Annotated in this window: 20 protein-coding genes; 10 read left to right on the top strand and 10 right to left on the bottom strand. The window is 58.9% G+C overall.

Annotated features, from left to right (window positions below; translation table 11 throughout):
* Window positions 1–91 precede the first annotated feature (91 nt).
* From tsaB to BM395_RS03640, 3 genes are all read left to right on the top strand, one after another.
* A complete protein-coding gene (gene tsaB, locus BM395_RS03650) occupies window positions 92–775 on the top strand; it encodes a tRNA (adenosine(37)-N6)-threonylcarbamoyltransferase complex dimerization subunit type 1 TsaB (protein ID WP_090508925.1) in 684 nt (227 codons plus the stop codon).
* 99 nt (window positions 776–874) lie between these two features.
* On the top strand, window positions 875–1234 hold the full coding sequence (locus BM395_RS03645) for a hypothetical protein (protein WP_090508924.1): 360 nt from the start codon (window positions 875–877) through the stop codon (window positions 1232–1234).
* Between the two features lie 51 nt (window positions 1235–1285).
* Window positions 1286–2146: a DUF72 domain-containing protein gene (locus BM395_RS03640; protein ID WP_090508923.1), complete on the top strand. Its 861-nt coding sequence runs from the start codon at window positions 1286–1288 to the stop codon at window positions 2144–2146.
* 38 nt (window positions 2147–2184) lie between these two features.
* On the opposite strand, the gene BM395_RS03635 is transcribed toward BM395_RS03640, so the two are convergent.
* The 8 genes from BM395_RS03635 to BM395_RS03600 form a co-directional block, all read right to left on the bottom strand.
* The gene (locus BM395_RS03635; protein WP_090508922.1) at window positions 2185–5301 is read right to left on the bottom strand and encodes an efflux RND transporter permease subunit; all 3117 of its coding nucleotides are present in this window, start codon (window positions 5299–5301) and stop codon (window positions 2185–2187) included.
* On the bottom strand, window positions 5298–6785 hold the full coding sequence (locus BM395_RS03630; protein WP_090508921.1) for an efflux RND transporter periplasmic adaptor subunit: 1488 nt from the start codon (window positions 6783–6785) through the stop codon (window positions 5298–5300). Before BM395_RS03630 ends, BM395_RS03635 begins: the two co-directional genes overlap by 4 nt.
* Window positions 6782–8044, bottom strand: a complete 1263-nt coding sequence (locus BM395_RS03625) for a TolC family protein (protein WP_090508920.1) — start codon at window positions 8042–8044, stop codon at window positions 6782–6784. Before BM395_RS03625 ends, BM395_RS03630 begins: the two co-directional genes overlap by 4 nt.
* Before the next feature lie 99 nt (window positions 8045–8143).
* Window positions 8144–8497: a hypothetical protein gene (locus BM395_RS03620; protein ID WP_090508919.1), complete on the bottom strand. Its 354-nt coding sequence runs from the start codon at window positions 8495–8497 to the stop codon at window positions 8144–8146.
* 17 nt (window positions 8498–8514) lie between these two features.
* The gene (locus BM395_RS03615; protein ID WP_090508918.1) at window positions 8515–9036 is read right to left on the bottom strand and encodes a DoxX family protein; all 522 of its coding nucleotides are present in this window, start codon (window positions 9034–9036) and stop codon (window positions 8515–8517) included.
* The gene (locus tag BM395_RS03610; RefSeq protein WP_090508917.1) at window positions 9029–9817 is read right to left on the bottom strand and encodes an HvfC/BufC N-terminal domain-containing protein; all 789 of its coding nucleotides are present in this window, start codon (window positions 9815–9817) and stop codon (window positions 9029–9031) included. The genes BM395_RS03615 and BM395_RS03610 overlap by 8 nt, the downstream gene beginning before the upstream one ends.
* Complete coding sequence (bufB, locus tag BM395_RS03605; RefSeq protein ID WP_090508916.1) at window positions 9814–10719, bottom strand: MNIO family bufferin maturase; 906 nt, start codon at window positions 10717–10719, stop codon at window positions 9814–9816. Before bufB ends, BM395_RS03610 begins: the two co-directional genes overlap by 4 nt.
* A gap of 23 nt (window positions 10720–10742) precedes the next feature.
* Entirely contained in the window at window positions 10743–11051 is a 309-nt protein-coding gene (locus tag BM395_RS03600; RefSeq protein ID WP_069899504.1) for a BufA1 family periplasmic bufferin-type metallophore, read from the bottom strand.
* 302 nt (window positions 11052–11353) lie between these two features.
* Between BM395_RS03600 and BM395_RS03595 the strand changes: the two genes are divergently transcribed.
* The gene (locus BM395_RS03595) at window positions 11354–12097 is read left to right on the top strand and encodes a class I SAM-dependent methyltransferase (RefSeq protein ID WP_425287578.1); all 744 of its coding nucleotides are present in this window, start codon (window positions 11354–11356) and stop codon (window positions 12095–12097) included.
* A gap of 27 nt (window positions 12098–12124) precedes the next feature.
* On the opposite strand, the gene BM395_RS03590 is transcribed toward BM395_RS03595, so the two are convergent.
* Window positions 12125–12760: a TetR/AcrR family transcriptional regulator gene (locus BM395_RS03590; RefSeq protein ID WP_090508914.1), complete on the bottom strand. Its 636-nt coding sequence runs from the start codon at window positions 12758–12760 to the stop codon at window positions 12125–12127.
* Between the two features lie 91 nt (window positions 12761–12851).
* On the opposite strand from BM395_RS03590, the gene BM395_RS03585 reads away from it, so the two are divergent.
* From BM395_RS03585 to BM395_RS03565, 5 genes are all read left to right on the top strand, one after another.
* Entirely contained in the window at window positions 12852–13961 is a 1110-nt protein-coding gene (locus BM395_RS03585) for an efflux RND transporter periplasmic adaptor subunit (protein WP_090508913.1), read from the top strand.
* Window positions 13961–17041 carry an efflux RND transporter permease subunit gene (locus BM395_RS03580; RefSeq protein WP_090508912.1) on the top strand — a complete coding sequence of 1027 codons (3081 nt, stop codon included), beginning with the start codon at window positions 13961–13963 and terminating at the stop codon, window positions 17039–17041. Before BM395_RS03585 ends, BM395_RS03580 begins: the two co-directional genes overlap by 1 nt.
* 171 nt (window positions 17042–17212) lie before the next feature.
* Complete coding sequence (gene rloA3 / locus BM395_RS03575) at window positions 17213–17728, top strand: retropepsin-like aspartic peptidase RloA3 (RefSeq protein WP_090508911.1); 516 nt, start codon at window positions 17213–17215, stop codon at window positions 17726–17728.
* 212 nt (window positions 17729–17940) lie between these two features.
* Complete coding sequence (locus tag BM395_RS03570) at window positions 17941–18699, top strand: COG4705 family protein (protein WP_090508910.1); 759 nt, start codon at window positions 17941–17943, stop codon at window positions 18697–18699.
* 204 nt (window positions 18700–18903) lie between these two features.
* On the top strand, window positions 18904–20541 hold the full coding sequence (locus BM395_RS03565) for a phosphoethanolamine transferase (protein WP_090508909.1): 1638 nt from the start codon (window positions 18904–18906) through the stop codon (window positions 20539–20541).
* Window positions 20542–20601: 60 nt separating this feature from the next.
* Here BM395_RS03565 and plsB read toward each other — a convergent pair whose 3' ends face one another.
* On the bottom strand, window positions 20602–23085 hold the full coding sequence (gene plsB, locus BM395_RS03560) for a glycerol-3-phosphate 1-O-acyltransferase PlsB (RefSeq protein WP_090508908.1): 2484 nt from the start codon (window positions 23083–23085) through the stop codon (window positions 20602–20604).
* 308 nt (window positions 23086–23393) lie between these two features.
* Here plsB and BM395_RS03555 point away from each other — a divergent pair, with 308 nt between their 5' ends.
* The gene (locus BM395_RS03555) at window positions 23394–23603 is read left to right on the top strand and encodes a cold-shock protein (protein ID WP_069899496.1); all 210 of its coding nucleotides are present in this window, start codon (window positions 23394–23396) and stop codon (window positions 23601–23603) included.
* Window positions 23604–23657: the final 54 nt, after the last annotated feature.

The following is a 23657-nucleotide window of genomic DNA, read 5'->3' as shown; positions in this document are numbered from 1 at the left end:
CGCTTGCGGGCCGTAGTCGTTTTAGCGGCGCAACTGCAGGTATAATGCGCCCCCGCCTGAATTCACTGGCTCCGATTTTCTGGATTGTGCAATGACCACCTTGTTGGCCCTGGATACCGCGACTGAAGCCTGTTCGGTTGCCTTGCTGCATAACGGCAAGGTGACCAGTCATTACGAGGTGATTCCACGCCTGCATGCGCAGCGTCTGCTGCCGATGATCAAGAACCTGCTGGCGGAGGCGGGTGTTGAATTGTCTCAACTCGACGCCATCGCTTTTGGCCGTGGGCCTGGCGCGTTTACCGGTATTCGGATTGCCATCGGTGTGGTTCAGGGGCTGGGTTTTGCGCTGGACCGCCCGGTACTGCCGGTTTCCAATCTGGCGGCACTGGCTCAGCGGGCCTATCGCGAGCAGGGCGTAAGCCAAGTAGCGGCGGCGATTGATGCGCGCATGGATGAAGTCTACTGGGGCTGCTACAGCCTCGAAGATGGCGAGATGCGCTTGCAGGAAAACGAGCGCGTTTGCGCGCCAGAATCTGCCAGTTTGCCAGCCGGCGCGAGTGGCGACTGGTACGGTGCAGGCACCGGTTGGGGCACGTTTGCCGAGCGTATTGATGTCACGCTCAAGGCGTGCGAACCCGCCATGCTGCCACACGCTGAAGACGTTCTGGCGCTGGCCGGTTTTGCCTGGGCGCGTGGCGAGGCACTGCCGGCGGATCAGGCGTTGCCGGTGTACTTGCGTGATCAGGTCGCCACGCCGAAGGCTGAACGCCAGTAGTTTGTGATGCCCGGCACCTGGCCATTGTTGCCAAGGTGCCGGGCGCAGGTTAAATTGCAGTTCAAATTAGCGTTCTGATTATTTTTTGAGCAGTATTAGATGCGTATAGACGCCCCGTCATTGCCGGTTTCACTGGATCGCAGCCCGCGACAGGGAACGGCTTCGTCTGCGTATCGGCAAATCCAGCAAGACACCCAGCAAACCGCGCAGCGTCCGGATGCAGTTGTCAGCCCTGCGCCGGGCTCGTCCACATCGGGTTTGCAGGTCTATTCTGCAACAACTGCCTCATCGACCACCGACAGCTTGTACGGCCGGTTACCTGCCACGCAGCCTGATCAGGACTACCAACCGCGCCTGAACAACCGCGCCGCTCAGGCCATCGCCAGTTACAGCAGCACCGCCGCCTTTGTCGCCGACTCCGATGGCCTGCAGGTCGTAGGTCTCGATCTGTTCGCCTGACCGGCTGATGCGTACGGGCGTTGCAGCAACTGACCGTCTGCTGGGTTATCAATGATTCCTTATTATTTGGGTTGCCCGTCGTGGAGTGAGAACGCCTGGCGCGGCCTGGTGTATCCCGATGAGGCCCGCAGCACTGACTTTCTTGGCCATTACTGCCAGCTGTTCAATACCGTTGAAGGCAACACCACTTTCTATGCGCGGCCCTCGCAGGCGACGATTGCGCGCTGGGCTGAGACCATGCCCGGCTCATTCCGTTTTTGCGCCAAATTGCCTGGCGATATCAGCCACTCCGGTGACTTGCGCCTGCAGTTTGAAGCGGTTGATCAGTTCCGCCAATTGCTGGCGCCATTAGGCCCGAGAGTGACCCCGTACTGGCTGCAATTGCCAGCCAGTTTCGAGCCGCGGCGGTTACCCGAGTTAGCCAGCTTTATCGACCATTGGGGGGAAGGGGCGTTAGCCGTCGAGGTGCGTCATCCGCACTTTTTCGCTAAAGGCGAGGAGGAGAAAGCACTTAACCGATTGTTGCTGGACAGAGGCGTTGAGCGCATTTGTCTGGACTCGCGCGCGCTGTTCAGTTGTACCTCCGCAGATGCCTCGGTTGTGCATGCGCAGGATAAAAAGCCGCGGCTGCCCATTCGCCCCGCTGCGTTCAGCCAGGCGCCGCAGGTACGTTTTATTGGCCATCCGCAGTTACTGGCGAATGATCCATTTATCGAGCCTTGGCTGGATAAAGTGGCGCAGTGGATCGAAGCCGGTCTCACCCCGCATGTGTACTTGCACACCTCGGACAATCGCCTGGCGCCGTTGTTGGCACGGCGCTTTCACGAACAACTGATGACGCGTTTGCCGGGTCTGCCGGCATTGCCTGCCATCGACATTGCGCCACCCGCCGAGCAACTCGGTTTGCTGTGATCCGTGCAGCGCGCCTGGCGCTGCACGGCGGGCATGGGCTACTTGCGCTGCATCAGCCGGTAGGCCGCGGGCAGTACAAACAGCGACAGCAGCGGCGCGGTGATCATGCCGCCCACCATCGGCGCGGCGATACGGCTCATCACCTCACTACCGGTGCCACTGCCGAGCAGAATCGGCAGCAAACCGGCAATAATCACCGCCACGGTCATCGCCTTGGGCCTTACGCGCTGAACGGCGCCTTCACGGATTGCATCAAGCAAGGCTGCTGGCGAGTTTTGCCCGAGCGCCAATCGCTGTTGCCAGGCGTTTTTCAGGTACAGCAGCATGATGACCCCGAACTCGGCCGCGACGCCGGCCAGGGCGATAAAACCGACCCCGGTTGCCACCGACAAGTTGTAATCCAGCCAGTAGAGAAACCAGATGCCGCCGGTTAAGGCAAAGGGCAGGGTGGACATGATCAGCAGCGCTTCGCTGAACCGCTGAAAGGTCAGATACAGCAGCACAAAGATGATCAGCAATGTCGCCGGTACTACCAGTTTCAGGCGCGCATTGGCGCGCTCAAGAAACTCGAATTGCCCGGCGTAACTCAAGCTCATGCCCGGCTGTAGCGTCACGTTCTGATCGATTGCTTCGCGCAAGTCGCTGACCACCGAGGCCAGATCGCGCTCGCGTACATCAATGTAAACCCAGCCCGAGGGACGGGCGTTTTCGCTTTTGAGCATCGGCGGTCCGTCGCTGACGCTTATGCTGGCGACCATGCCCAAGGTAATCTGGCTGCCGTTCGCGGTGATGATCGGCAGTTCGCGCAGGCGACTCGGCGAGTCACGCCACTCCTTCGGGTAACGCACGCTGATCGGGAAGCGCGCCAAGCCTTCTACGGTTTCACCGATGTTCTGCCCACCAATCGCACCGGCGACAATCGCCTGGACCTCGGCGATGTTAAGGCCGTATTGCGCGGCGGCTTTGCGCTTGATATCGACATCAATATAACGCCCGCCCGTCAACCGTTCGGCGAGTGCCGAACTAACGCCATCAACCTGTTTCGCGACCTTTTCAACGGCCTGGGTAATGGCGTCGATCTGCGCCAGATTCTGCCCCGCAACCTTGACCCCAATTGGGCTTTTGATGCCGGTGGCGAGCATGTCGATGCGGTTGCGGATGGGCGCGATCCAGATGTTGCTCAAGCCCGGCACTTGCACCACACGGTCAAGCTCCTCGATCAATTTGGCGGGCGTCATGCCCTCGCGCCACTGCGCTTGTGGCTTGAACTGAATGGTGGTTTCGAACATCTCCAGCGGCGCCGGATCGGTGGCGGACTCGGCGCGCCCGGCCTTGCCAAACACACTGGCAACCTCTGGCACGGTTTTAATCAGGCGATCGGTCTGCTGCAGCAACTGCCCGGCCTTTTGCGCGGATAAACCCGGCAGCGCGGACGGCATGTACAAAAGATCACCTTCGTCGAGGGGCGGTAAAAACTCGCCGCCCAAATGCGCCAACGGCCAGGCTGCACTCAAGAACAGCAGGCCTGCAGCCATCATAGTGGTTTTGGGTTTGCGCAGAACCGCGTCGAGCAGCGGCTGGTAAATCGCGATAAGGCCGCGGTTGAGCGGATTCTGCTTTTCGCTGGGAATACGCCCGCGAATCCAGTAGCCCATCAACACCGGTACCAGCGTCACCGACAAACCGGCGGCGGCTGCCATGGCGTAAGTCTTGGTAAACGCCAGCGGGCCGAACAAGCGGCCTTCCTGCGCCTGCAAAGTGAACACCGGAATGAACGACTGGGTAATGATCATCAGGCTGAAAAACAGCGCGGGGCCGACCTCTACAGCGGCGTCGGTAATGACTCGCCAATGCGCAGCGCCTTCGAGGGTTTTGCCCGGATTTTGCTCATGCCAGGCTTCGATCTTCTTGTGCGCGTTCTCGATCATCACCACCGCGGCATCGACCATTGCGCCGATGGCAATGGCGATGCCGCCCAGCGACATGATGTTGGCGTTGACGCCTTGCTGGTGCATCACGGCAAAGGCGATCAGCACGCCAACCGGCAGCGAGACGATGGCGACCATGGCGGAACGCAGATGCCAGAGAAACAGCCCGCAGACCAACGCAACCACCACGAACTCTTCAAGTAACTTGAAGCTGAGATTGCTCACCGCGCGGTCAATCAACTGACTGCGGTCGTAAGTGCTGACGATCTCGACGCCCTCCGGCAGGCTGCTCTTGAGTTCCTCCAGTTTGCTCTTCACCGCGGCAATGGTGGAGCGGGCGTTTTTGCCGCTGCGCAAAATCACCACGCCGCCCACCACTTCGCCTTCGCCATCGAGTTCGCCAATGCCCCGGCGCATTTCCGGGCCCAGTTGAATGTGCGCCACATCACCGAGCGTGACCGGGACTCCGCGTGCACTGAGTTTCAGGGGGATGGCGCGAAAGTCATCCAATGTTTTCAGGTAGCCCGAAGCGCGCACCATGAACTCGGTCTCGGCCAGCGCCATGACCGCGCCGCCGGTTTCCTGATTGGCCTCGCCAATTGCCGCGGTGATCTGCGCCTGGGTTATCCCCAGGCTGGCCATTTTCACCGGATCAAGTACCACTTGGTATTGCTTGACCATGCCGCCGATAGTCGCGACTTCAGCGACGTTGGCGATGGTTTTCAGCTCAAATTTGAGAAACCAGTCCTGCAATGCCCGCAGTTGCGCAAGGTCGTGTTTGCCGCTGCGGTCAACCAGCGCGTACTGGTATATCCAGCCAACGCCGGTGGCGTCCGGGCCCAGGCTGGGCTTGGCTTCGGCGGGCAAGCGGCTTTGTACCTGGCTCAGGTATTCGAGCACGCGCGAGCGCGCCCAGTACAGATCGGTGCCGTCTTCAAACAGCACATACACGTAGCTGTCACCAAAGAACGAATAGCCGCGAACGGTCTTGGCGCCGGGCACTGAAAGCATGGTCGTGGCGAGCGGATACGTGACCTGATTTTCGACAATCTGCGGCGCCTGTCCGAGGTAGGGCGTGCGGATAATCACCTGTACATCGGAGAGATCGGGCAGGGCATCAATTGCGGTATTCTGCACCGCCCACGTTCCCCATGCCGTGATGAACAAGGTCGCGAGCAATACCAGAAACCGGTTGTTAACCGACCAGCGAATCAACGCAGCAATCATGGCTGAGCCTCCATTGCCTGCAGTTGCTCAACGATCAGCCCTGCATCCGCTTCGCTGACCGCGAAGCGCACGTGCGCGCCAACCTCAATACCGTCGGCAAGCTCTGCTTTGGCGAGTTTGAAACTCATGGTCATGCCCGGCATGCCGAGTGTTTCGAACGGTCCGTGGGCGACGGTGATAGCGTTGGCACTGACCTCGATGACTTCACCTTGCGAGGCATGCAGAGGTTTTGCAGTTGTTGCATCTTCGGTTGCCGCACTGTCACTCAGCCGGCGTATCTCGACCCCTTGCAAGCTGGCTTCGGAGTCGAGCAGGAACTGCCCTGAAACCACGACGTTTTGCCCCGCCTGCAGGCCAGCGAGAATTTCGCTGCGGTCTCCGGCTTCGAGCCCTGTGCGAACTTCCACGCCCTGATAAGCACCTTCACCGACTGCCAACATGACCAGTGTTCGTTGGCCGGTGCGAATCAGTGCCTCGGTGGGTATCCACAATGTCTCGCGACCGGCTCCGGTATTTATCCGAACCTGCGCAGTGAGGCCCGGCCTTAAGCGTCCTTGTGGATTATCAAGTTCTGCGCGAACCCGCAGCGTGCGGCTGTCGGTGTCTGTTTCCGGCAATATGGCTTTGACCTTGCCGCTGAACACTTCACCTGGAAATGCACTCAGGCGTGCCTCCAGTGACTGGCCAGGTTGCACGCGCGTTGCATTGCCCTGCGCGATGTCTATGTCCAGCCATACCGTGCCCAAACCGCTGATGCTGGCCAAATCCTGGCCGGCATTGAGGCGCATGCCACGGCGCACATCCAGGCTTTTGATTACGCCGTTAATCGGGCTGGTCAATGTCCATACGGTCTGGGTCCTGCCGCCGCGCTCAACCGTTGCAATCAGCGCGGCCGGCATGCCGATCAGGCGCATGCGCTGGCGGGCGGCTGCCAATAGTTGGCGGTTGCCACTGCTGCGCAGCGCCAGAAACTCTTCTTGCGCGCGTACCCATTCGGGAATCAGCAGGTCGGCTATCGGCTCACCCGCGCGGATCAGATCATCTTCTGCCAGCGGATACACCTTCTCGATAAAGGCCTGTTCGGGGGCCTGCAATACGGCGCGGTCGCGGTCACTGATGTTCAGGTTGGCGGTGGCGTCCAGTGTCGAATCGAGCGTGTCGCGAACCACTGGCGCCAAGCGTATGCCAAGGTTCTGGGCCACGGCGGAGTCAATTCTCACGGCAGCGCCCGAGGCTTCTTGCTGGGCGTAGCGCGGCACCAGGGCCATGTCCATGAACGGTGACGGGCCGGGTTTATCGAACTTCTGCTGCGGATACATGGGGTCGTACCAGTACAGGACCTTTTTATCGGCCACAGCGGGTTGCATCGCCGACATGTCGGCGGCGTGCTCGCCGCTACTCAGTGCCAGCCAATAACCCCCGGCGGCGCCGAGGCCGATCAGAATTGCCGCGCCGAGCAGCGTGTAGGTGCGATGAGTGTTCATTGGCTGATCTCTGTGTAGGCGTAATGCAGGTTGGCGCTGACGAGTGAGCGCTGTTGTTGCAGGTCGATATCCCTGAGGCGGGCTTCAATCAGTTCACGGCGGGCGCTGATCAGATTGGCGAGTTGATTCTTGCCGGCGCGGTAGTCGGCAAGGCTTAGTTGCACCTTGTCGATAGCCAGCGGGATCAACTGTGACTGGCTGCGCTCCACGGCGCGGTCGAGCCGGTGGTACTGCGCCTGCAAATCATCGAGCTGCTGGCGGTGCTGGCGAAGTTTGGCTTCGCGTTGAGCGTCCAGACGATTGCGCGCGGAGTGGCTAGCGGCAATTTTCGGGTCTTGGCGCGAGCCAGCGAACACCGGCAAGTCGACGCTGAATTGCACGCTGACCATGTCACCGAAATCTGCGCCGCGCTTTTGGTACGCCACCTGCCAGGCCCAGTCCGGCTGCTTTTCGGCAACGGCGGCGCTGATCGCAGCGTCGGCCTGACGGCTCATGGGTTCATACACCGCAAGCTCGGGATGCTGCTCCAGTGCATGACTGAATTGCGCCGGGGCAGGCTGCCATTGCGGCAACTTGCCGGTGAGCGGTTGGCGGGCGTCTTCGCCGATCCAGCGGCGCAATGCGGCACGTTGCTGGCTGCGTTCCTGCTCAAGGCTGTCCTGTTGTTCTGCCAATAACAGGGCTTCCTGGCGGGGCGCGACGCTGTCGGCAGACTGGCCCTGACCCCCGGCGATGCTGGCGCGAATGGCGGCGGCGAACAGTTTATTTTCGCTGTAGAGCTGTTTGAACAACTGCAGTTTTTGCTCAGTCGCCCGCGCAGAAATCCATGCCAGCGCTGTTTGCAGGCGCACATTCAACCGCTCGATCTGGCGCTGGGCCTGCGCCGTTTCGATTGTGGCCTGAGCCATGGCCACCCGCGCCTGACGTTTGTCGCTGCTGGTGACTTCCTGAGAGATGCCGACCATTTGCATGGTCATCGGCTCGGCGTTCAACTCGCCCCGATTATCGCCGCTGATGGGAAAGTTGTTCAGGCCCAGCAAGAGTTTCGGGTCGGGCAATTGGTCGGCCGGCTTGGCCATGCTGCGCGCCAGTTCAACATCGGCAGTCTGGGCGTTCAGGGAGGGCGCTTGTGCTTCGGCGATACGCAAGGCTTCATCCAGCGTCAGGGCGCTGCTGATGTTCGGGATGAACTCGCCAAGCACGAGGCTACAGACGAGTGCGCAGGCACTGCGTCGTGGATGACTACGGTGAACTTTCATCGTACTGATTCCAGTCATATTGATGATCTGGCGTGCGCAACGGCACGCCAGCTCGCTCAGGCGCAAGGCGTGAGCGATGTGATCAAGTCAGAACAGGAATCAGGCCCGGGGCGGGCGCCAGACACCGGACGGGGTCTTGGCAGGGATGAAGCTTTGATAGGTCGAGAGGGTGCGCTGCGCAGAGAACGCCAGCGGCGTAGTCAGGCCGGGCAGGGGCAACACAATATTGGCGCTGCTGCAGTCCTGGCCGTCTTTGCAGGGCGTTTTGCTGGACTGGTGATCTGCCGCGTCGTTGCAGCAATCCATCGTATCCATCATGTGCTGGGCATGCATGGCGTTCTGCTCGCTTGCCTGCATCGGGCAGGGCATATGCGTCTCGGCTTGAGCCATGCCATTAAAGGCAAGGGTCAGGCCGATGAGCAAACGCAGGCACAGGCGAGTGATGGCAGTCATGGTCGTACTTTAACGTCTCAGGCTGATTTATAGCCATAGTGTTTTGCGATCAGATGATCGATTGATAGCTTGCCCGGCCCTTTGGCCGCCAGCATCAGCAATACCGCCGCCCATGTGCCATGAACCGGATAGGCATCGGGGTATACGAACAACTGAATCACCAGCGTCATGGCCAGCAGTGCCAGCGCAGAAAAACGAGTGGCCAGGCCCAATAAAAGCAGCGCTGGGAACAGGTGCTCGGCGAACGCGGCCAGCGTGGCGGCAAACTCCGGGGAAAGCAGCGGCACTTTGTATTCTTCTGTGAACAAGGGAATTGCCGAACCGGACAACTGCGGCACGCCCAATTCGAAATCGCCAGAGACGATGTCGATGACAAAGCCTTGAACCTTGGTCTGGCCCGATTTCCAGAACACCGCTGCAATCGAGAAGCGCGCAATAAAAGCGATCAGGCTGTAGGGAATCCGCTTGCAGCAGTCGATCGCTTTTGCGATCAGTTTTACCGGTGCCGAGGCGTTGGCGAATGTTGGGGAGTCAGACATGGTTGTTTCCTAATGAGGCGCCCGGATAGGCATAACCCACGATCACGGCGGTGTTGATCAGGTGAGCGAGTGGTGGGCTTAGATTGAATTCAGCGACCACGTCCATGGCGAGCTCGGCCGCCTTGGCAAACGGCTGGCCCTGTTGCAGTGCGCTGATAAACGCCGCGTCGGCTGGCTGAATGGCCATGACTTCGACGATTAAACGGTTGCGCAAAATCAGCGCTGTTTCGGCGCATTGGCTATCAACCGCGGCGAGGTCATGCGTGCCTTGATGCGCGGCCCAGATCGAGACATGGGCGAAACGTGAGTGGACTATCTGCACGGACGGATGCAGGGCGAAAGTCATGTTGGCCAAGTGTTCGGGCTGGCCGATTACCTCGGCGATCGCAACCGGCGTCAGGGCGGTGATATCGGCGCTGTGATAAGCCCGGACTCTGGCGAACTCAAGGCGCGCGACATCCGCCAGATACGGCACGCTGGCGGCCGGTGCAAAGCCTTGAATGAAGTCGGCAAAGGTTTCACCGTACTCGACCAGAAGCCGGCTGGTGGGTGGGCTGTGTTGAATGTAGCTGTGCGCCAGCAAGTTGAAAAAGTCTGCACCCACCAGCTCAGCGACCACCGGAAAAGTGTCTGCCAACGCGTCGATCAACGAGCGGGTGACGTTGTTGCGATAGATCGCAAAGCGTTGCGCGGGATCGGAGCCATTCCAGCTGCGTAAGCCATCTGGGCACGGCTGCTCTGGGTTGAGCAGGGCCTGGCTGAAGGTGGTCTGGTTGCTCATCGGCAGGCCTGCTTGCGTGCGGCGGCTGCATGTTGCAAATGTTGCTCGGCGATATCCGCCTCGGCCAGTAAGTGCTGCAGCGCCGGCACATCGTCGTCGCGCTCGATCAGGGTCGGAACCGGCCCGAGGCGCTGCAGAACATCGGCGTACAGCGTCCACACGGCCTGGTCCACGGCAGAACCGTGGGCGTCGATCAGCAGGCGGCTGCCGAGGCTGTCGAGGTCTTCACTGAAGCCTGCCAAATGAATCTCGCGGACCGCGTGCAGCGGCAGCGCGTCGATGTACTGTTGTGCGTCCCAGTTATGATTGGTCGCCGAGACGTACACATTGTTCACATCGAGCAGCAGGCCGCAGCCGGTGCGCTGGATGATCGCACTGATAAACTGCGGCTCAGTCAGGCTGGAGTCAGCGAACTCGACGTAAGTCGATGGATTTTCCAGCAGTATCTGTCGCTTCAGCAGCGACTGCACCTGATCGACATGCGCACACACCCGATCCAGCGTGGCGGCGTCGTAAGCAACTGGTAGCAGGTCGTTGAAATAGTTTTGCCCGTGGCTGGACCAGGCCAGATGCTCGGAAAACGACTCCGGCTGGTAGCGTTCCAGCAATATTTGCAGGCGCTGTAAATGTGCCGTGTCGAGTGGATCTACACCGCCAATCGACAGGCCGACGCCATGAATAGAGAGCGGATAATGCTGGCGAATCTGTTGCAGGAAGTGGTGAAACGGCCCCCCGGCAACCATGTAATTCTCTGCATGGACCTCGAAGAAACCGAGCTCCGGAAGCGTCTCGATAATTTCGGCCACATGCTGGCTTTTCAGGCCGATGCCCGCCCGGTTGGGCAGGCCCCGGACTTTAGCGGGGGCGCGCAGGCTGACGTCGGTTAAATGAGCATTAGGCATACAGTTCGCTCCCCCGCGATTTATCAGGCTTTTTCTTTGTATTCCTGCAGCTGACCAAAGCCGGTTGGCGATGAGGCAGACGGGGTCTTTTCACAGGTGCCGGCCGGGACATATTTCCAGGCATTGCCCTGCAAATCGGTTTTTGCAGTGCCTGCGCATGTGGTGCCAGCGCCTGCTGCGCAATCGTTTTTACCTTTCATGGAAATACCGAAGCATTTCTCGTTGTCGGCCGCATGGGCGGTGGTAACAGTGGCAGTCGAGATCGCAACGGCTGCGCCAAGTGCAAGGGCCAAGCTGGCAGCGGATACAGCGCGGGTGCTTTTGTTAGTCATCTGTATATCTCCAAGGCTTCAAAGATTGAGCGGATCTGTTGCTGGCTCAGACCGGCGATTTATCACCTGATGAGCGCCAGTTATAAGCGAGATGATGATGTCGCTCGCTTGAGACTAAAGAGCCGTCAGCGGTGTTTTTGTTACAGCGGGCAAATAAACAATTTCAGCGGCGCTTGGATAACGCGCGAAGTGCCCGGCTCTGGCAAAATAGCCGGCATTGAAGGTCTCAGCGCAGAATGCTGCGCAGACGAATAATTGATGAGTGGTTTATGAGCGATAACGTGCAAGCAGCCGTGGTGCGGATGGAAGCGCTGGTGCCGGAGTTGGATGATGCAGCGCAGCAATGGGCGTCACGCTTGGGCCTAGCATTGCACGGCGATGCCGATTTTGCCTTGCAACTCGGTCCCGCTGGCCTGCAACTGAGCGAGTTGGGTGACAAGGCGCCGGGGCCGGTCAAGGTCGACTTTGTTGAAGGCGCTGTGGCGCACCGGCGCTTGTTTGGCGGTGGCAGCGGGCAGATGATCGCCAAGGCCGTCGGCATTCAGCAAGGCATACGCCCGGTGGTGCTGGACGCTACCGCAGGGCTTGGGCGCGACAGCTTTGTGCTGGCAAGTCTGGGTTGCAATGTGAGCATGATCGAGCGTCAGCCGCTGATTGCCGCCTTGCTGGAAGACGGGCTGGCGCGGGCACGGCTGGATCTGGATGTAGCACCGATCTGCGCACGCATGCGCTTGCTGCAAGGCAATGCAATCGAGTTGATGAGCGCGTGGCAGGGCGAAGCGCCGCAGGTGATTTATCTCGACCCGATGTTCCCGCACCGCGACAAGAGTGCGTTGGTGAAAAAGGAAATGCGCCTGTTTCGGCCATTGGTCGGCGACGATCAGGATGCTCCGGCGCTGCTGGCGGCCGCGATGGCGCTGGCGACTCACCGCGTGGTGGTTAAACGCCCGCGCAAGGCTCCGATAATCGAGGGATTCAAACCCGGTTATGCGCTGGAAGGTAAATCCAGCCGTTACGATATTTACCCGCTGAAGAAGCTTCAGTAACCCTGCCGGTCATTCGCGCCCGGCAGATTACGGCTGATAGGCGCGGATGAACATTTTCACGCAATCGCTGACGTGCAGTTCTGCTTCCTGCTGGCTGTGCGCCGCGCGGCAACCGATCAGCAATGCAAAATTGCTGGTGCCCTTGAGCAGGCAGAAGAACTGATCCGCCGCCAGTTGCGGTGTTTCCACCTTGAGTGTGCCGCTGTTGTTGGCCTGGGTCAGCAGGCGCGTCATCTTGTCGATCAGCGTTTGCGGGCCTGCCTGGAAAAACATCTCCGGAAGTTTCGATTCCTGCGTGCTCAGGCTGACCATCACCCGGTGCAGTTCGATGGACTCGCGGCTGTTGATCAGCGTGTGAAACGCTCTGCCGATATTCATCAGAATCTTCTCTATCGAGACGTCTGACGTGAGTTCAAAGAGGCCTTCCGGTAACTGCGAGGTGCACTTGGCGGCCACTGCGGCCGAGAACAGCGTCTCTTTATCGGTGAAGTGGTTATACACCGTAAGCTTTGAAACCCCCGCCTCGGCGGCAATCGCATCCATGCTGCTGCCGTCATAGCCATTGCTCAGAAACAGCGATTGCGCCGCATCCAGAATGGCTTGGCGCTTGGCTTGATCCTTGGGACGGCCCGGGCCGTTGGTCTGCAATATTTTGTCGGTCATTGGCTGATTATAATACTGGACTGCCGAGTTTAGTATTTTTACTATACCGCTCAGTATAAATATTCTAAACCTTCTTCAAAGGTCTGCTGTCATGCTGCGTCCTATTGTGAACCTAACCTTGCCATTGGCGCTGGTTGCATTGCTTGCCGCTTGCGGTAAGGAAACGACCTCGGAGCCGGTTATTCGCGCTGCGATGGTGACGCAGCCGCAATCTGCCATCGAGTTGCAGGAGGCTTATCCGGGAGAGGTTCGCGCGCGCTTCGAGCCTGAGTTGGCTTTTCGCATCGCCGGCAAGGTCAGTAAGCGGCTGGTCGATTCCGGGCAGCGGGTGAAAAAGAATCAGGCGCTGGCCGAACTCGATCCGGATGACATGCGCCTCAAGCTCGATGCCATGCGGGCTCAGCTCGCGGCAGCCGAAGCCAACCTGCAGTTGGTGAAAACCGAACGGGATCGCTACAAGACCCTGCTCGGCCGCCAATTGGTCAGCCGCTCGCAATACGACAACACCGAAAACCTCTACCGTGCAGGTCTGGCCAGGCTCAATCAGGCCAAGGCCGAGTACAAGGTGGCCAGTAATCAGGCCGATTACGCGGTGCTGCGTGCCCCGCAGGATGGGGTTATCGCTGAGCGGATGATCGATGTCGGCCAAGTGGTTTCGCCGGGGCAAACGGTGTTGAGTCTGGCTGCCGATGGCGACCGTGAAGTGCAGATCGACTTGCCTGAACATATGGTTTCCAAACTTGAAATCGGCCAGAAGGTCGCCGTGGAACTGTGGTCGCAGCCGGGTAAACGCTACATCGGCTACATCCGCGAGATTTCACCCTCAGCCGACGCGCAGTCGCGCACCTACGCGGCGCGAGTGGCCTTCAACACCGACACCACGCGCGTCGCACTGGGTTTGAGCGCACGGGTATTCATTCTTGAAAAAGATCAGGACGCGCTGGCAATTCCGCTTTCGGCGTTGACCGCAGAAGGGCAGCAACCCTATGTCTGGTGGCTTGACCCGGCAACCTCGACATTGCACAAACGGCCTGTGCGAGTGGGCCCGTACGGCGAGCGTCTGGTGCCTGTACTCGAGGGCTTGAGTGCCGATGACTGGTTTGTTCTGGCCGGTGTCGAGATGCTTCACGAAGGCGAGAAAGTGCGCCCGGTGGACCGTGATAACCGCACCGTTGAGCTGACTGGTCAGGAGCCGCAGTAATGGGCTTCAATCTATCGGCTTGGGCGCTGAAAAACCGCCAGATCGTGCTCTATTTCATGCTGTTGCTGGCCGTTGTCGGCACACTCTCCTACACCAAGCTGGGGCAGAGTGAAGATCCGCCCTTCACCTTCAAAGCAATGGTGGTGCGTACCGATTGGCCCGGCGCTAGTGCCGAGGAGGTGGCCGAGCAGGTGACCGACCGCATTGAAAAGAAATTGATGGAGACCGGCGAGTACGAAAAGCTCATCTCGTTTTCGCGGCCGGGCCAGTCCCAGGTCACCTTCATCGCCAATGATGCGATGGGTCCCAAGGACGTTAACGAACTCTGGTATCAGATTCGCAAGAAGGTCGGCGATATCCAGCATACGTTGCCCGAAGGCGTGCAAGGGCCTTTCTTCAACGATGAATTCGGCACCACATTCGGCAACTTGTATGCACTGACCGGCAAGGGCTTCGATTACGCCGTGCTCAAGGATTATGCCGAGCGTGTGCAGCTGCAACTGCAAAGCGTTAAAGACGTCGGCAAGGTCGAGTTGATCGGGCTGCAGGACGAGCGCATCTGGGTGCAGGTGTCCAACACCAAACTGGCAACGCTGGGCGTGCCGTTGCAGGCTGTGCAACAGGCGCTGCAAGACCAGAACGGGATTGTCAGCTCAGGTTTTTTCGAGACCGCCACCGACCGCGTGCAAGTCAGGGTTTCCGGGCGCTTTACCACGCCCGAGCAGATTCGCAACTTCCCCATCCGAGTGGCCGGGCGCACCTTCCGGCTCGGCGATATTGCCGAGGTTAAACGCGGCTTCAATGAACCAGCGGCGCCGCGCATGCGTTTCATGGGTGAAGATGCCATTGGCCTGGCCGTGGCGATGAAGGACGGCGGCGATATTCTGCAACTCGGAGAATCGCTTGAAACAACCTTTGCCACGCTGCAGAGCGATTTGCCCGCCGGCATGCAGCTGAGCAAGGTGTCCGACCAACCCGCTGCGGTTAAAGCCGGGGTCAACGAGTTCGTCAAAGTGTTGGCCGAGGCGGTGGTGATCGTCTTGCTGGTGAGCTTTTTCTCGTTGGGGCTGCGCACCGGGTTAGTGGTTGCTTTGTCGATTCCGCTGGTGCTGGCCATGACCTTTGCGGCGATGTATTTCTTCGGTATCGGCTTGCACAAGATCTCCCTCGGCGCGCTTGTGCTGGCGTTGGGCTTGATGGTGGATGACGCCATTATTGCCGTCGAAATGATGGCGATCAAAATGGAGCAGGGCTATGACCGCCTCAAGGCCGCCAGCTTCGCCTGGACCAGCACTGCATTTCCGATGCTGACCGGCACCTTGATTACCGCCGCCGGTTTCTTGCCGATTGCCACTGCCCAGTCCGGTACCGGTGAGTACACCCGTTCGATCTTTCAGGTTGTGACCATCGCCTTGTTGGTGTCCTGGTTCGCTGCGGTGGTATTTGTGCCGTATCTGGGCGATCGCCTGCTGCCGGATCTGGCTAAATTGCATGCGGCCAAACACGGCGGCAGCGCAGGCGGACATGACCCGTATTCAACGGCGTTTTATCAGCGCGTTCGGCGTGTGGTGGGCTGGTGTGTCGAGCGCCGCAAGACAGTCATTGTCTCGACGCTGGTGCTGTTCATCGGCTCGGTGTTTTTATTCAAGCTGGTGCCGCAGCAGTTCTTCCCGGCATCCGGTCGTCTTGAGCTGATGGTCGATCTGAAACTGGCCGAAGGTGCTTCACTTGAAGCTTCCGAGGCGCAGGCGAAACGCCTTGAAGCCATGCTCAAGGATCATCCGGGCATTGATAACTATGTGGGCTACATTGGCTCAGGATCGCCGCGCTTCTACTTGCCACTCGATCAGCAACTGCCGATGACCAGCTTCGCCCAGTTCGTGGTGTTGGCCAAGGATCTGGAGCAGCGTGAGGAGTTGCGCAAATGGTTGATCGATCTGATGGCGACCGAATTCACCACCATGCGCACCCGTGTTTCGCGTCTTGAGAACGGCCCGCCGGTGGGTTATCCGATCCAGTTTAGGGTGTCTGGTGAGCACATAGACGAGGTTCGCGCATTTGCCCGCGAAGTGCAGCGCAAGGTGCGTGAGAACCCTTACGTGACTAACGTTCACCTCGACTGGCAGGAGCCAAGCAAAGTGGTGCGCCTGAATATAGATCAGGAGCGCGCACGGGCATTGGGTGTGAGCACGCGCGAAGTGTCCAACTTCTTGCAAAGTACTCTGGTCGGCACGCCGGTCAGCCAGTACCGCGAGAACAATGAACTGATTGCGCTGGTAATTCGCGGGGCCAAGGAAGACCGTGAAAAACTCAGCATGTTGTCGAGTTTGTCGGTGCCAACAGGTAACGGGCGCAGTGTTGCGTTGGCGCAAATCGCCTCGCTGGAATACGGTTTTGAAGAAGGCATTATCTGGCGCCGTAAGCGCTTGCCAACGGTTACGGTGCGGGCTGATGTTTATGGGCCTGAACAGCCTTCGGCATTGGTGCAGCAGATTCTGCCAACGCTGGAGCCGATTCGTGCGCGTCTGCCTGGTGGTTATCACCTTGAAGTGGGCGGCACCGTTGAAGACTCCGGGCGTGGACAGCGCTCAGTGAACGCCGGTATCCCGCTGTTTGTAGTGGTGGTGCTGACCTTGCTGATGTTGCAGTTGAAGAGTTTCTCGCGCACCGCGATGGTATTTCTCACGGCGCCTTTGGGGTTGATTGGGGTGACCTTGTTCCTGCTGATCCTCAATCAGCCATTCGGCTTTGTTGCCATGCTGGGCACCATCGCCTTGTCCGGGATGATCATGCGTAACTCGGTAATTCTGGTAGACCAGATCGAGCAGGATATCCTCGCCGGGCAGGATCGCTGGAATGCGGTGATCGATGCCACCGTGCGCCGTTTCAGGCCGATTGTGCTCACGGCGCTGGCCGCTGTTCTGGCGATGATCCCGCTGTCGCGCAGTGTGTTTTACGGGCCAATGGCGGTGGCAATCATGGGTGGCTTGATCGTCGCGACCGCGCTGACACTGCTGTTCCTGCCAGCGTTGTACGCCGCCTGGTTCCGGGTAAAACCGAGTGAAGCGCATACCGACTAAGCGCGCTTGGGCAGGCAATAGGGCAGCGCATCTGCTCCATTGCCTGTCGGTCGTCGGGCCTGTGGGCTAGGCTAGGTCGAGAGCTGCAGCGCTGTCGGTTTGCTCCGGCATGACAATCCATTCACATTTGCTGCGGCATAATCGACACCTACACCTTATCGGGGGATCGTTATGCAAGTCGCACGCTGCATTCGCTTCGCACTAATCGCCTTGGGCATCGGCAGTGTTTTTCCGGCACTGGCGGGCGAGGCCCAAAGTAAAATTTTCGGCTGGATCGAGGAGGCGATAATCGAACCTGAGGCCATCACCGTTAAGGCCAAGCTCGACACCGGGGCCAAGACATCGTCGATGGATGCCAAGGACCTGGAAACCTTCAAGAAAGATGGCGAGGACTGGGTGCGGTTCATGGTTGAGCTGAAAGACGCCAACACCGGCGAAGTCAGCAACTCGCCCGTTGAGCGGCGGGTGGTTCGCAGGATCAAGGTGCGTGGTGCTGGCGGGCAGGAAAGCCGCCCGGTGGTGATGATGAAAATCTGCATCGGTAACGAAATCTACGATGAGCAATTCTCGCTGAAGAACCGTGGAAAAATGAATTATCCGGTGCTTATTGGCCGTCGCACGCTTGAGCATTTAGGCGCGGTCGATGTTTCCCAGACATTCACCACCAAGCCCAAGTGCAAGCTCTGAGTTGTCCGGCACCCTTAGCCTTTTGCCCGGCCTGATGCACTAATTTCAGGACAACTCAGGCGCTAATACCGGCTTGATTGTTTCTTGACGCTATTTTCACCAATGCTTGCCTACTGTGCGCGCACTGACACCTTGAACCGCTCAAGCCCGGCTTATACAGCCGGGCTGCATACCGGGTGCAGTTCCGCCAACCGTCTCGCGAGCGCCCCTCTATGAATAAACTTCCGCAAATCACCCTGGCTTTCTGGGTGATGAAGATTTGTGCGACCACTCTCGGCGAAACCGCCGGTGATTTGTTATCGATGACCCTCAATATCGGCTATGCAATGAGCTCGCTATTACTCATCAGCGTGTTTCTGCTGACCTTGTTGGGGCAACTCTATTCACGTCGCTACCACCCCGCGTTGTACTGGGTGGTCATTCTGGCAACCAGCACTGCCGGCACCACCATGTCGGACTTTATGGATCGCACACTCGGGCTCGGTTACGCCACCGGTTCGGCGCTGCTGATCGGCATCTTGCTGCTGACTTTTGCCGTGTGGAAATACAGTGAAAAGTCGCTCAACGTCGAGCACATCACCACCCGCAAAGGTGAGTTGTTTTATTGGGTCGCCATCTTGTTTTCGAACACACTGGGCACCGCCCTCGGTGATTATCTGGCCGATGATTCGGGGCTGGGTTTTGCCGGTGGCGCGCTGCTGATCGGCAGCCTGATCGCCGCGGTAGTGGTACTGCGTTTCGTCACCAGGATTTCGCCGGTGGCGCTGTTCTGGATTGCCTTCGTGCTGACCCGTCCGTTTGGCGCAACCCTTGGCGACTTCCTGACCAAGACGCACGAGCAAGGCGGCATGGGCTTCGGCACTATCGGCTCGTCAGCCATTCTCGGCGCGATCCTGCTGCTGATGATCGTGGGGGCCAGCATTGCCCAGCGCCGGGGCCCGGCCACACTGGTCGCCAACCCCAGCGCATGACTCCGACTCAGTGGCACCTGACGCCAGGTGCCACTGCAAAGTGACCAACGATTTTTTCACATCGGGCTGACATTCCACTAACAGCGTGCTCCGTAAGCTGGCTTCATTCTAGGCTCAGCTGCAGGACTCGAAGTGACCAAGCCCACTACTGACAACACCCCTAACTCATCCTCTTTCGCTTGGAAAATCAGCTTAAGCCGACCCATGCAGATTTTGTTGGTTTCGGTGTGGTTGCTGGTTTTCAGCAATAGCACATTCTGGACCACGGTCTGGCAAGGCATCGGCGGCTGGGATAACGGCAGCCCGCTGTTTTTGCTGAGCCTGCCAGTACTGGCTCTGCTGTGGACATTTGGCCTGCTCACGCTGCTGGCGTGGGGCCGGATGACCAAGTGGGTGCTAGGCCTGTTCCTGATCGTTTCGGCTTCGGCCAGCTACTTCATGAACAGCTTCGGGATTGTGATTGATTACGACATGCTGACTAACGTGGTGCAGACAGACACCCGTGAGGCGCTCGAACTGCTCAGCCCGCGCATGTTCATCTGGATCGCGTTGTTAGGCGTTCTGCCTGCGTTTCTGCTCACCCGTATTGAAACCCGCAAGTTCAGCTGGAAGCGCGAACTGAGCATGAAGCTGGTCAGTGTGGTGGTTGCCCTGGCCGGTATCGGCGGCATCGCCATGAGCGAGTATCAGTCTTACGCCTCGTTGTTTCGCAACCACCGCGAAATTCGCCTGCAACTGACGCCGTCCAACGTGGTGTCTGCGGTTAATGGTTATGTGCGTCGTGAACTGAAAACCCCGACCCAACTTGAAGTGATTGGCGCCGATGCTCACCGGCAGATGCGCGTGGGTAATGCCGTCAAACCACGCCTGACCATTGTGGTGGTCGGTGAAACGGCGCGCGCCGAGAACTTTGCGCTCAATGGCTACAAGCGCGACACCAATCCTGAGCTTTCAAAGCAGAACATCATCAACTTCACCAACGCCAGTTCGTGCGGTACGGCCACTGCGGTATCGGTGCCGTGCATGTTCCAGCAAGCCGGTCGTGATGATTACAAGCCGTCGATGGCAACGTCCCGCGAAGGCTTGCTGGATGTGTTGAAGCACGCCGGGGTCAACGTGCTCTGGCGTGACAATAACTCCGGTTGCAAAGGTGCTTGTGATCGCGTGGCGAGCGTTGATGTGTCGAATCTGGGGCTTGCTGACATCTGCGAGGCGGGCGGCGAGTGCCACGACGAAGCATTGCTCAGCGGCCTGCAGGATTATCTGGACACGCTCAAGGACGACACTGTGGTAGTGCTGCACATGAAAGGCAGTCACGGCCCATCGTATTCCAAGCGTTACCCGCAAGCGTTTGAGCACTTCACACCGGTGTGTCAGAGCAGCGAGCTGGATCAGTGTTCAACTGAAAGCATCGTCAATGCTTACGACAACTCACTGCGTTACACCGATCATGTCCTGGCGCAGACCATTAAATTACTCAAGGCCAATCAAACGCGCTTCGACACCGCCATGCTGTATATGTCCGACCACGGCGAGTCGCTCGGCGAGAATGGCATTTACTTGCACGGCCTGCCTTACGCCATGGCGCCGCAGCAGCAAACGCATATCCCGATGATTCTGTGGATGTCCCAAGGCATGGAGGAAACCGCCAACCTGCAGCCAGGTTGCTTGCAGAGTGTTAAGGATAAAGCCTGGTCGCAGGATAATCTGTTCGATTCGGTGTTGGGCTTGATGGCTATTCAAACCAGCGTTTACGACCCGGCTCGCGATATGTTCCATCAGTGTCAGGCGCCGCAACAGGCTTCAACCATCAGCGGTACGCAGGAGAAGGGCGTTAACTGATACGGCCAATCTGCACCAGTAAGCCCCGGATTATTCCGGGGCTTTTGCATTCTGGGTCAATTATTGGTCGGCTGGGTGATCCTGATTACCGTCCATCGTCACCTGACGGATTGACAGCCTGAACTCGGCAGGCAGCACCCGCTTGGCCGCGCCCTCAACCAGCGAGTCGAGTGCCGGGTGATGGCTCAGCTTGCCGGCCTGATCACGGCGCAACACGCCCTGGTCGAGCAGGGTCTGGATGAAGTGACGGAACAGGCTCTTGTCGAAGAATTCCGGCGCATTGAGGCCGTGCAAGATCGACAGACGCTGAGCCATGACCGTACACAGGTCTTCCAGTTCTTCGGCGCTGATGGTGTTCTGCCCGGCGTTGATCAACAAGGCGGTGGCCATGTAGAAGCGCTGCAGGGTTTGCGCGACCGTGCGCGAGAGCAGGGTCAGCAACACGAACTGCCGCGAGCTTGGCGCCGGGCGGGTGTAGGCGTCGTTATCCTGTTTAAGCAGGCCTTGCGAAACGAACGCCGCCAGCCACTGGTCAATCACCGCGTCGAGTTCGTCGAGGCTCCAGCGGATAAACAGCTCGCTCTGCAAATACGGATAAAGCGCACGGGTGTAGCGCAATATCTGTTCGCGGCTGTTGCGCGCACTGCTCTGGAAGAAGCTGGCGAGCAGCGCCGGAATCGCAAATATATGCAGCACGTTGTTGCGGTAGTACGTCATCAGGACAGCATTCTTCTCGTCCAGATAGACAATCTTGCCCAGACGATCATCCTGCTGTGCGAGCAGGTCCATACGTGCGACGTACTCGATCAGCGCTGCGCCATCGCCTTCCGGCAAGGTGGCATGCGGTGAATAGGGCACCTCACGGAGCAGGGCCAGATACAGATCCAAGACCCGCGCCAGCGAGCGCTCATCCAGCGCCAGCTTGCTGGTGGACAGCAACGCCAATGCCACCAGATTCACCGGATTGACCGCAGCAGCTTCATTGAGGTGCTGGGCAACCCGCTGGCCGAGTCGGTTGGTTGTGGCGTTGAGCCATTCGGGGCGATAGGCCGGCGCTAAATTCTGCTGGCGCCAATCGGGTTGTTCGGCATCGAGGAATTCCGCCAGTTTGATCGGCTCGCCGAAGTTGACCCACACCTGGCCAAAGCGCTGCTTGAGCGCGCCGATGACTTTGAAGATATCGAATATCGACTCTTTCTTCTTGCTCGCGCCGCGCAACTCACCGAGATAGGTGCGGCCTTCAAGCACGCGCTCGTAACCGATGTAAACGGGCACGAAAACCACCGGCATGCGGTTGTTGCGCAAGTAGCTGCGTACGGTAATCGCCAGCATGCCGGTCTTTGGCTGAAGCATGCGGCCGGTGCGTGAGCGGCCACCCTCGACAAAGTACTCAACCGGGAAGCCCTTGGTGAACAGGGTATGCAGGTATTCATTGAATACCGCGGTGTACAGCGGGTTGCCCTTGAAGGTGCGGCGCATGAAAAACGCGCCGCCACGGCGCAGCAGGCTACCGACCACCGGCATGTTGAGGTTGATACCCGCGGCAATGTGCGGCGGCGTCAGGCCATTGCGGAACAGCAGGTAAGACAGCAGCAAATAATCGATGTGGCTGCGGTGGCAAGGCACGTAGATCACTTCGTGGCCTTGCGCGACGTCCTGCACGCCCTCGATGTGATTAACCTTGATGCCGTCGTAGATCTTGTTCCAGAACCAGCTCAGCACCAGTTCGAGGAAGCGGATCACCGTATAGGTGTAATCCGAGGCAATTTCATTGCCGTAACGCAGCGCCTGCGCTTCGGCTTTTTCCAGGCTGATGTTGTCGTGGCTGGCAGCGTCGCTGATGGCCTGACGAACCTGCGCCGAGTGCACGAGCCCTTTGACCAGATGACGACGGTGCGAGACATCCGGGCCAATAACCGCGGCTTTCTGATTGCGAAAGTGCACGCGCAGTATGCGCTGAACCATGCGCAGGGTGCGCTCATGGCCTTTGTTCTGAGCGACCAGATCGCGCAACTGAATCGGCGCGGCGAACTGTACGCGGGTTTTGCGGCCCAGAATCAGAATGCTGAACAGGCGCTTAATGCGTCCGGTTACGGCCCAGCTATCGGCAAACAGTAGCTTCCAGGGGCTGGTTTCGCGGTCGGGCGACTGGCCCCAGAACACGCTGACCGGGATGATTTGCGCACTCAGCAGTGCATCGCTGCTTAGCGCGCTGACGAGACGATCGAGCGTCGGCGAAATTCCGCGTTTATCCTGCCGACCAAACCAGCCAGGCGCCGGGGTCAGGTAGAAGAACGCGTTGGGCTCATCCAGCGAGCCCAGAGATACCGGCAGTACAGGGCGCGGCAATCCGGCCTTGGTGCATTCGGTGTCGACCACCGCAAGGTCGGTCATCGAGGGCGATTGCAGCACGTAAAATACTGGCGTGCCGCGGTCGAGTTTGAGCGACAGGGATGACTGATTGATGGTTTCCGAGCGTACCCAGAGGTACAGCAGGCGGCGCAGTGTGCCGAATACAAGACGGTGTAGCGGTGAGCGGGTCATACGGAGTCTGCTGGTGATTTCAATCGAGCGAATGCTCGGGGGCGCTAGTGTGACGCATCGCCCGCAGCGGGGCAAAATCTTCTCATTACCAGAGCGTTCAGCACCGGCGTATGCTCCCGGCTTTTACTGGCCATGGACGTAAAACATCAGATAACCAGTTGAATTAGCACTTTTCAGCGAAATTCGTTGAATTATACTGAGTCTGGATTGCAGGCCGTGGCGCGCGTGCCGGTAAAGCACCAGGTGCGATTGGCGAGCTTTCAACTTACCTTTGAGACAATAAAAAACTGCAGTTGGAGAGTATGGTAATGGCTGAGCGCGAACTGGGAACCGTCAAGTGGTTCAACGATTCCAAGGGTTATGGCTTTATTCAGCGTGAGAGTGGTGCTGATGTGTTCGTCCACTATCGGGCGATTCGCGGCGAAGGCCACCGCTCGCTGGTCGAAGGCCAGCAGGTTGAATTCGCGGTAACCGAAGGCCAGAAGGGCTTGCAGGCGGATGATGTAGCGCCGCGATAAGCCGATTGGCATAAAAAAACCCGTCATCGACGGGTTTTTTTATGCGCGGCTCAC

Source organism: Pseudomonas marincola (assembly GCF_900116605.1).
GTDB classification, from domain to species: Bacteria; Pseudomonadota; Gammaproteobacteria; order Pseudomonadales; family Pseudomonadaceae; genus Aquipseudomonas; species Aquipseudomonas marincola.
This window is presented reverse-complemented; position numbering and strand designations above follow the sequence as displayed.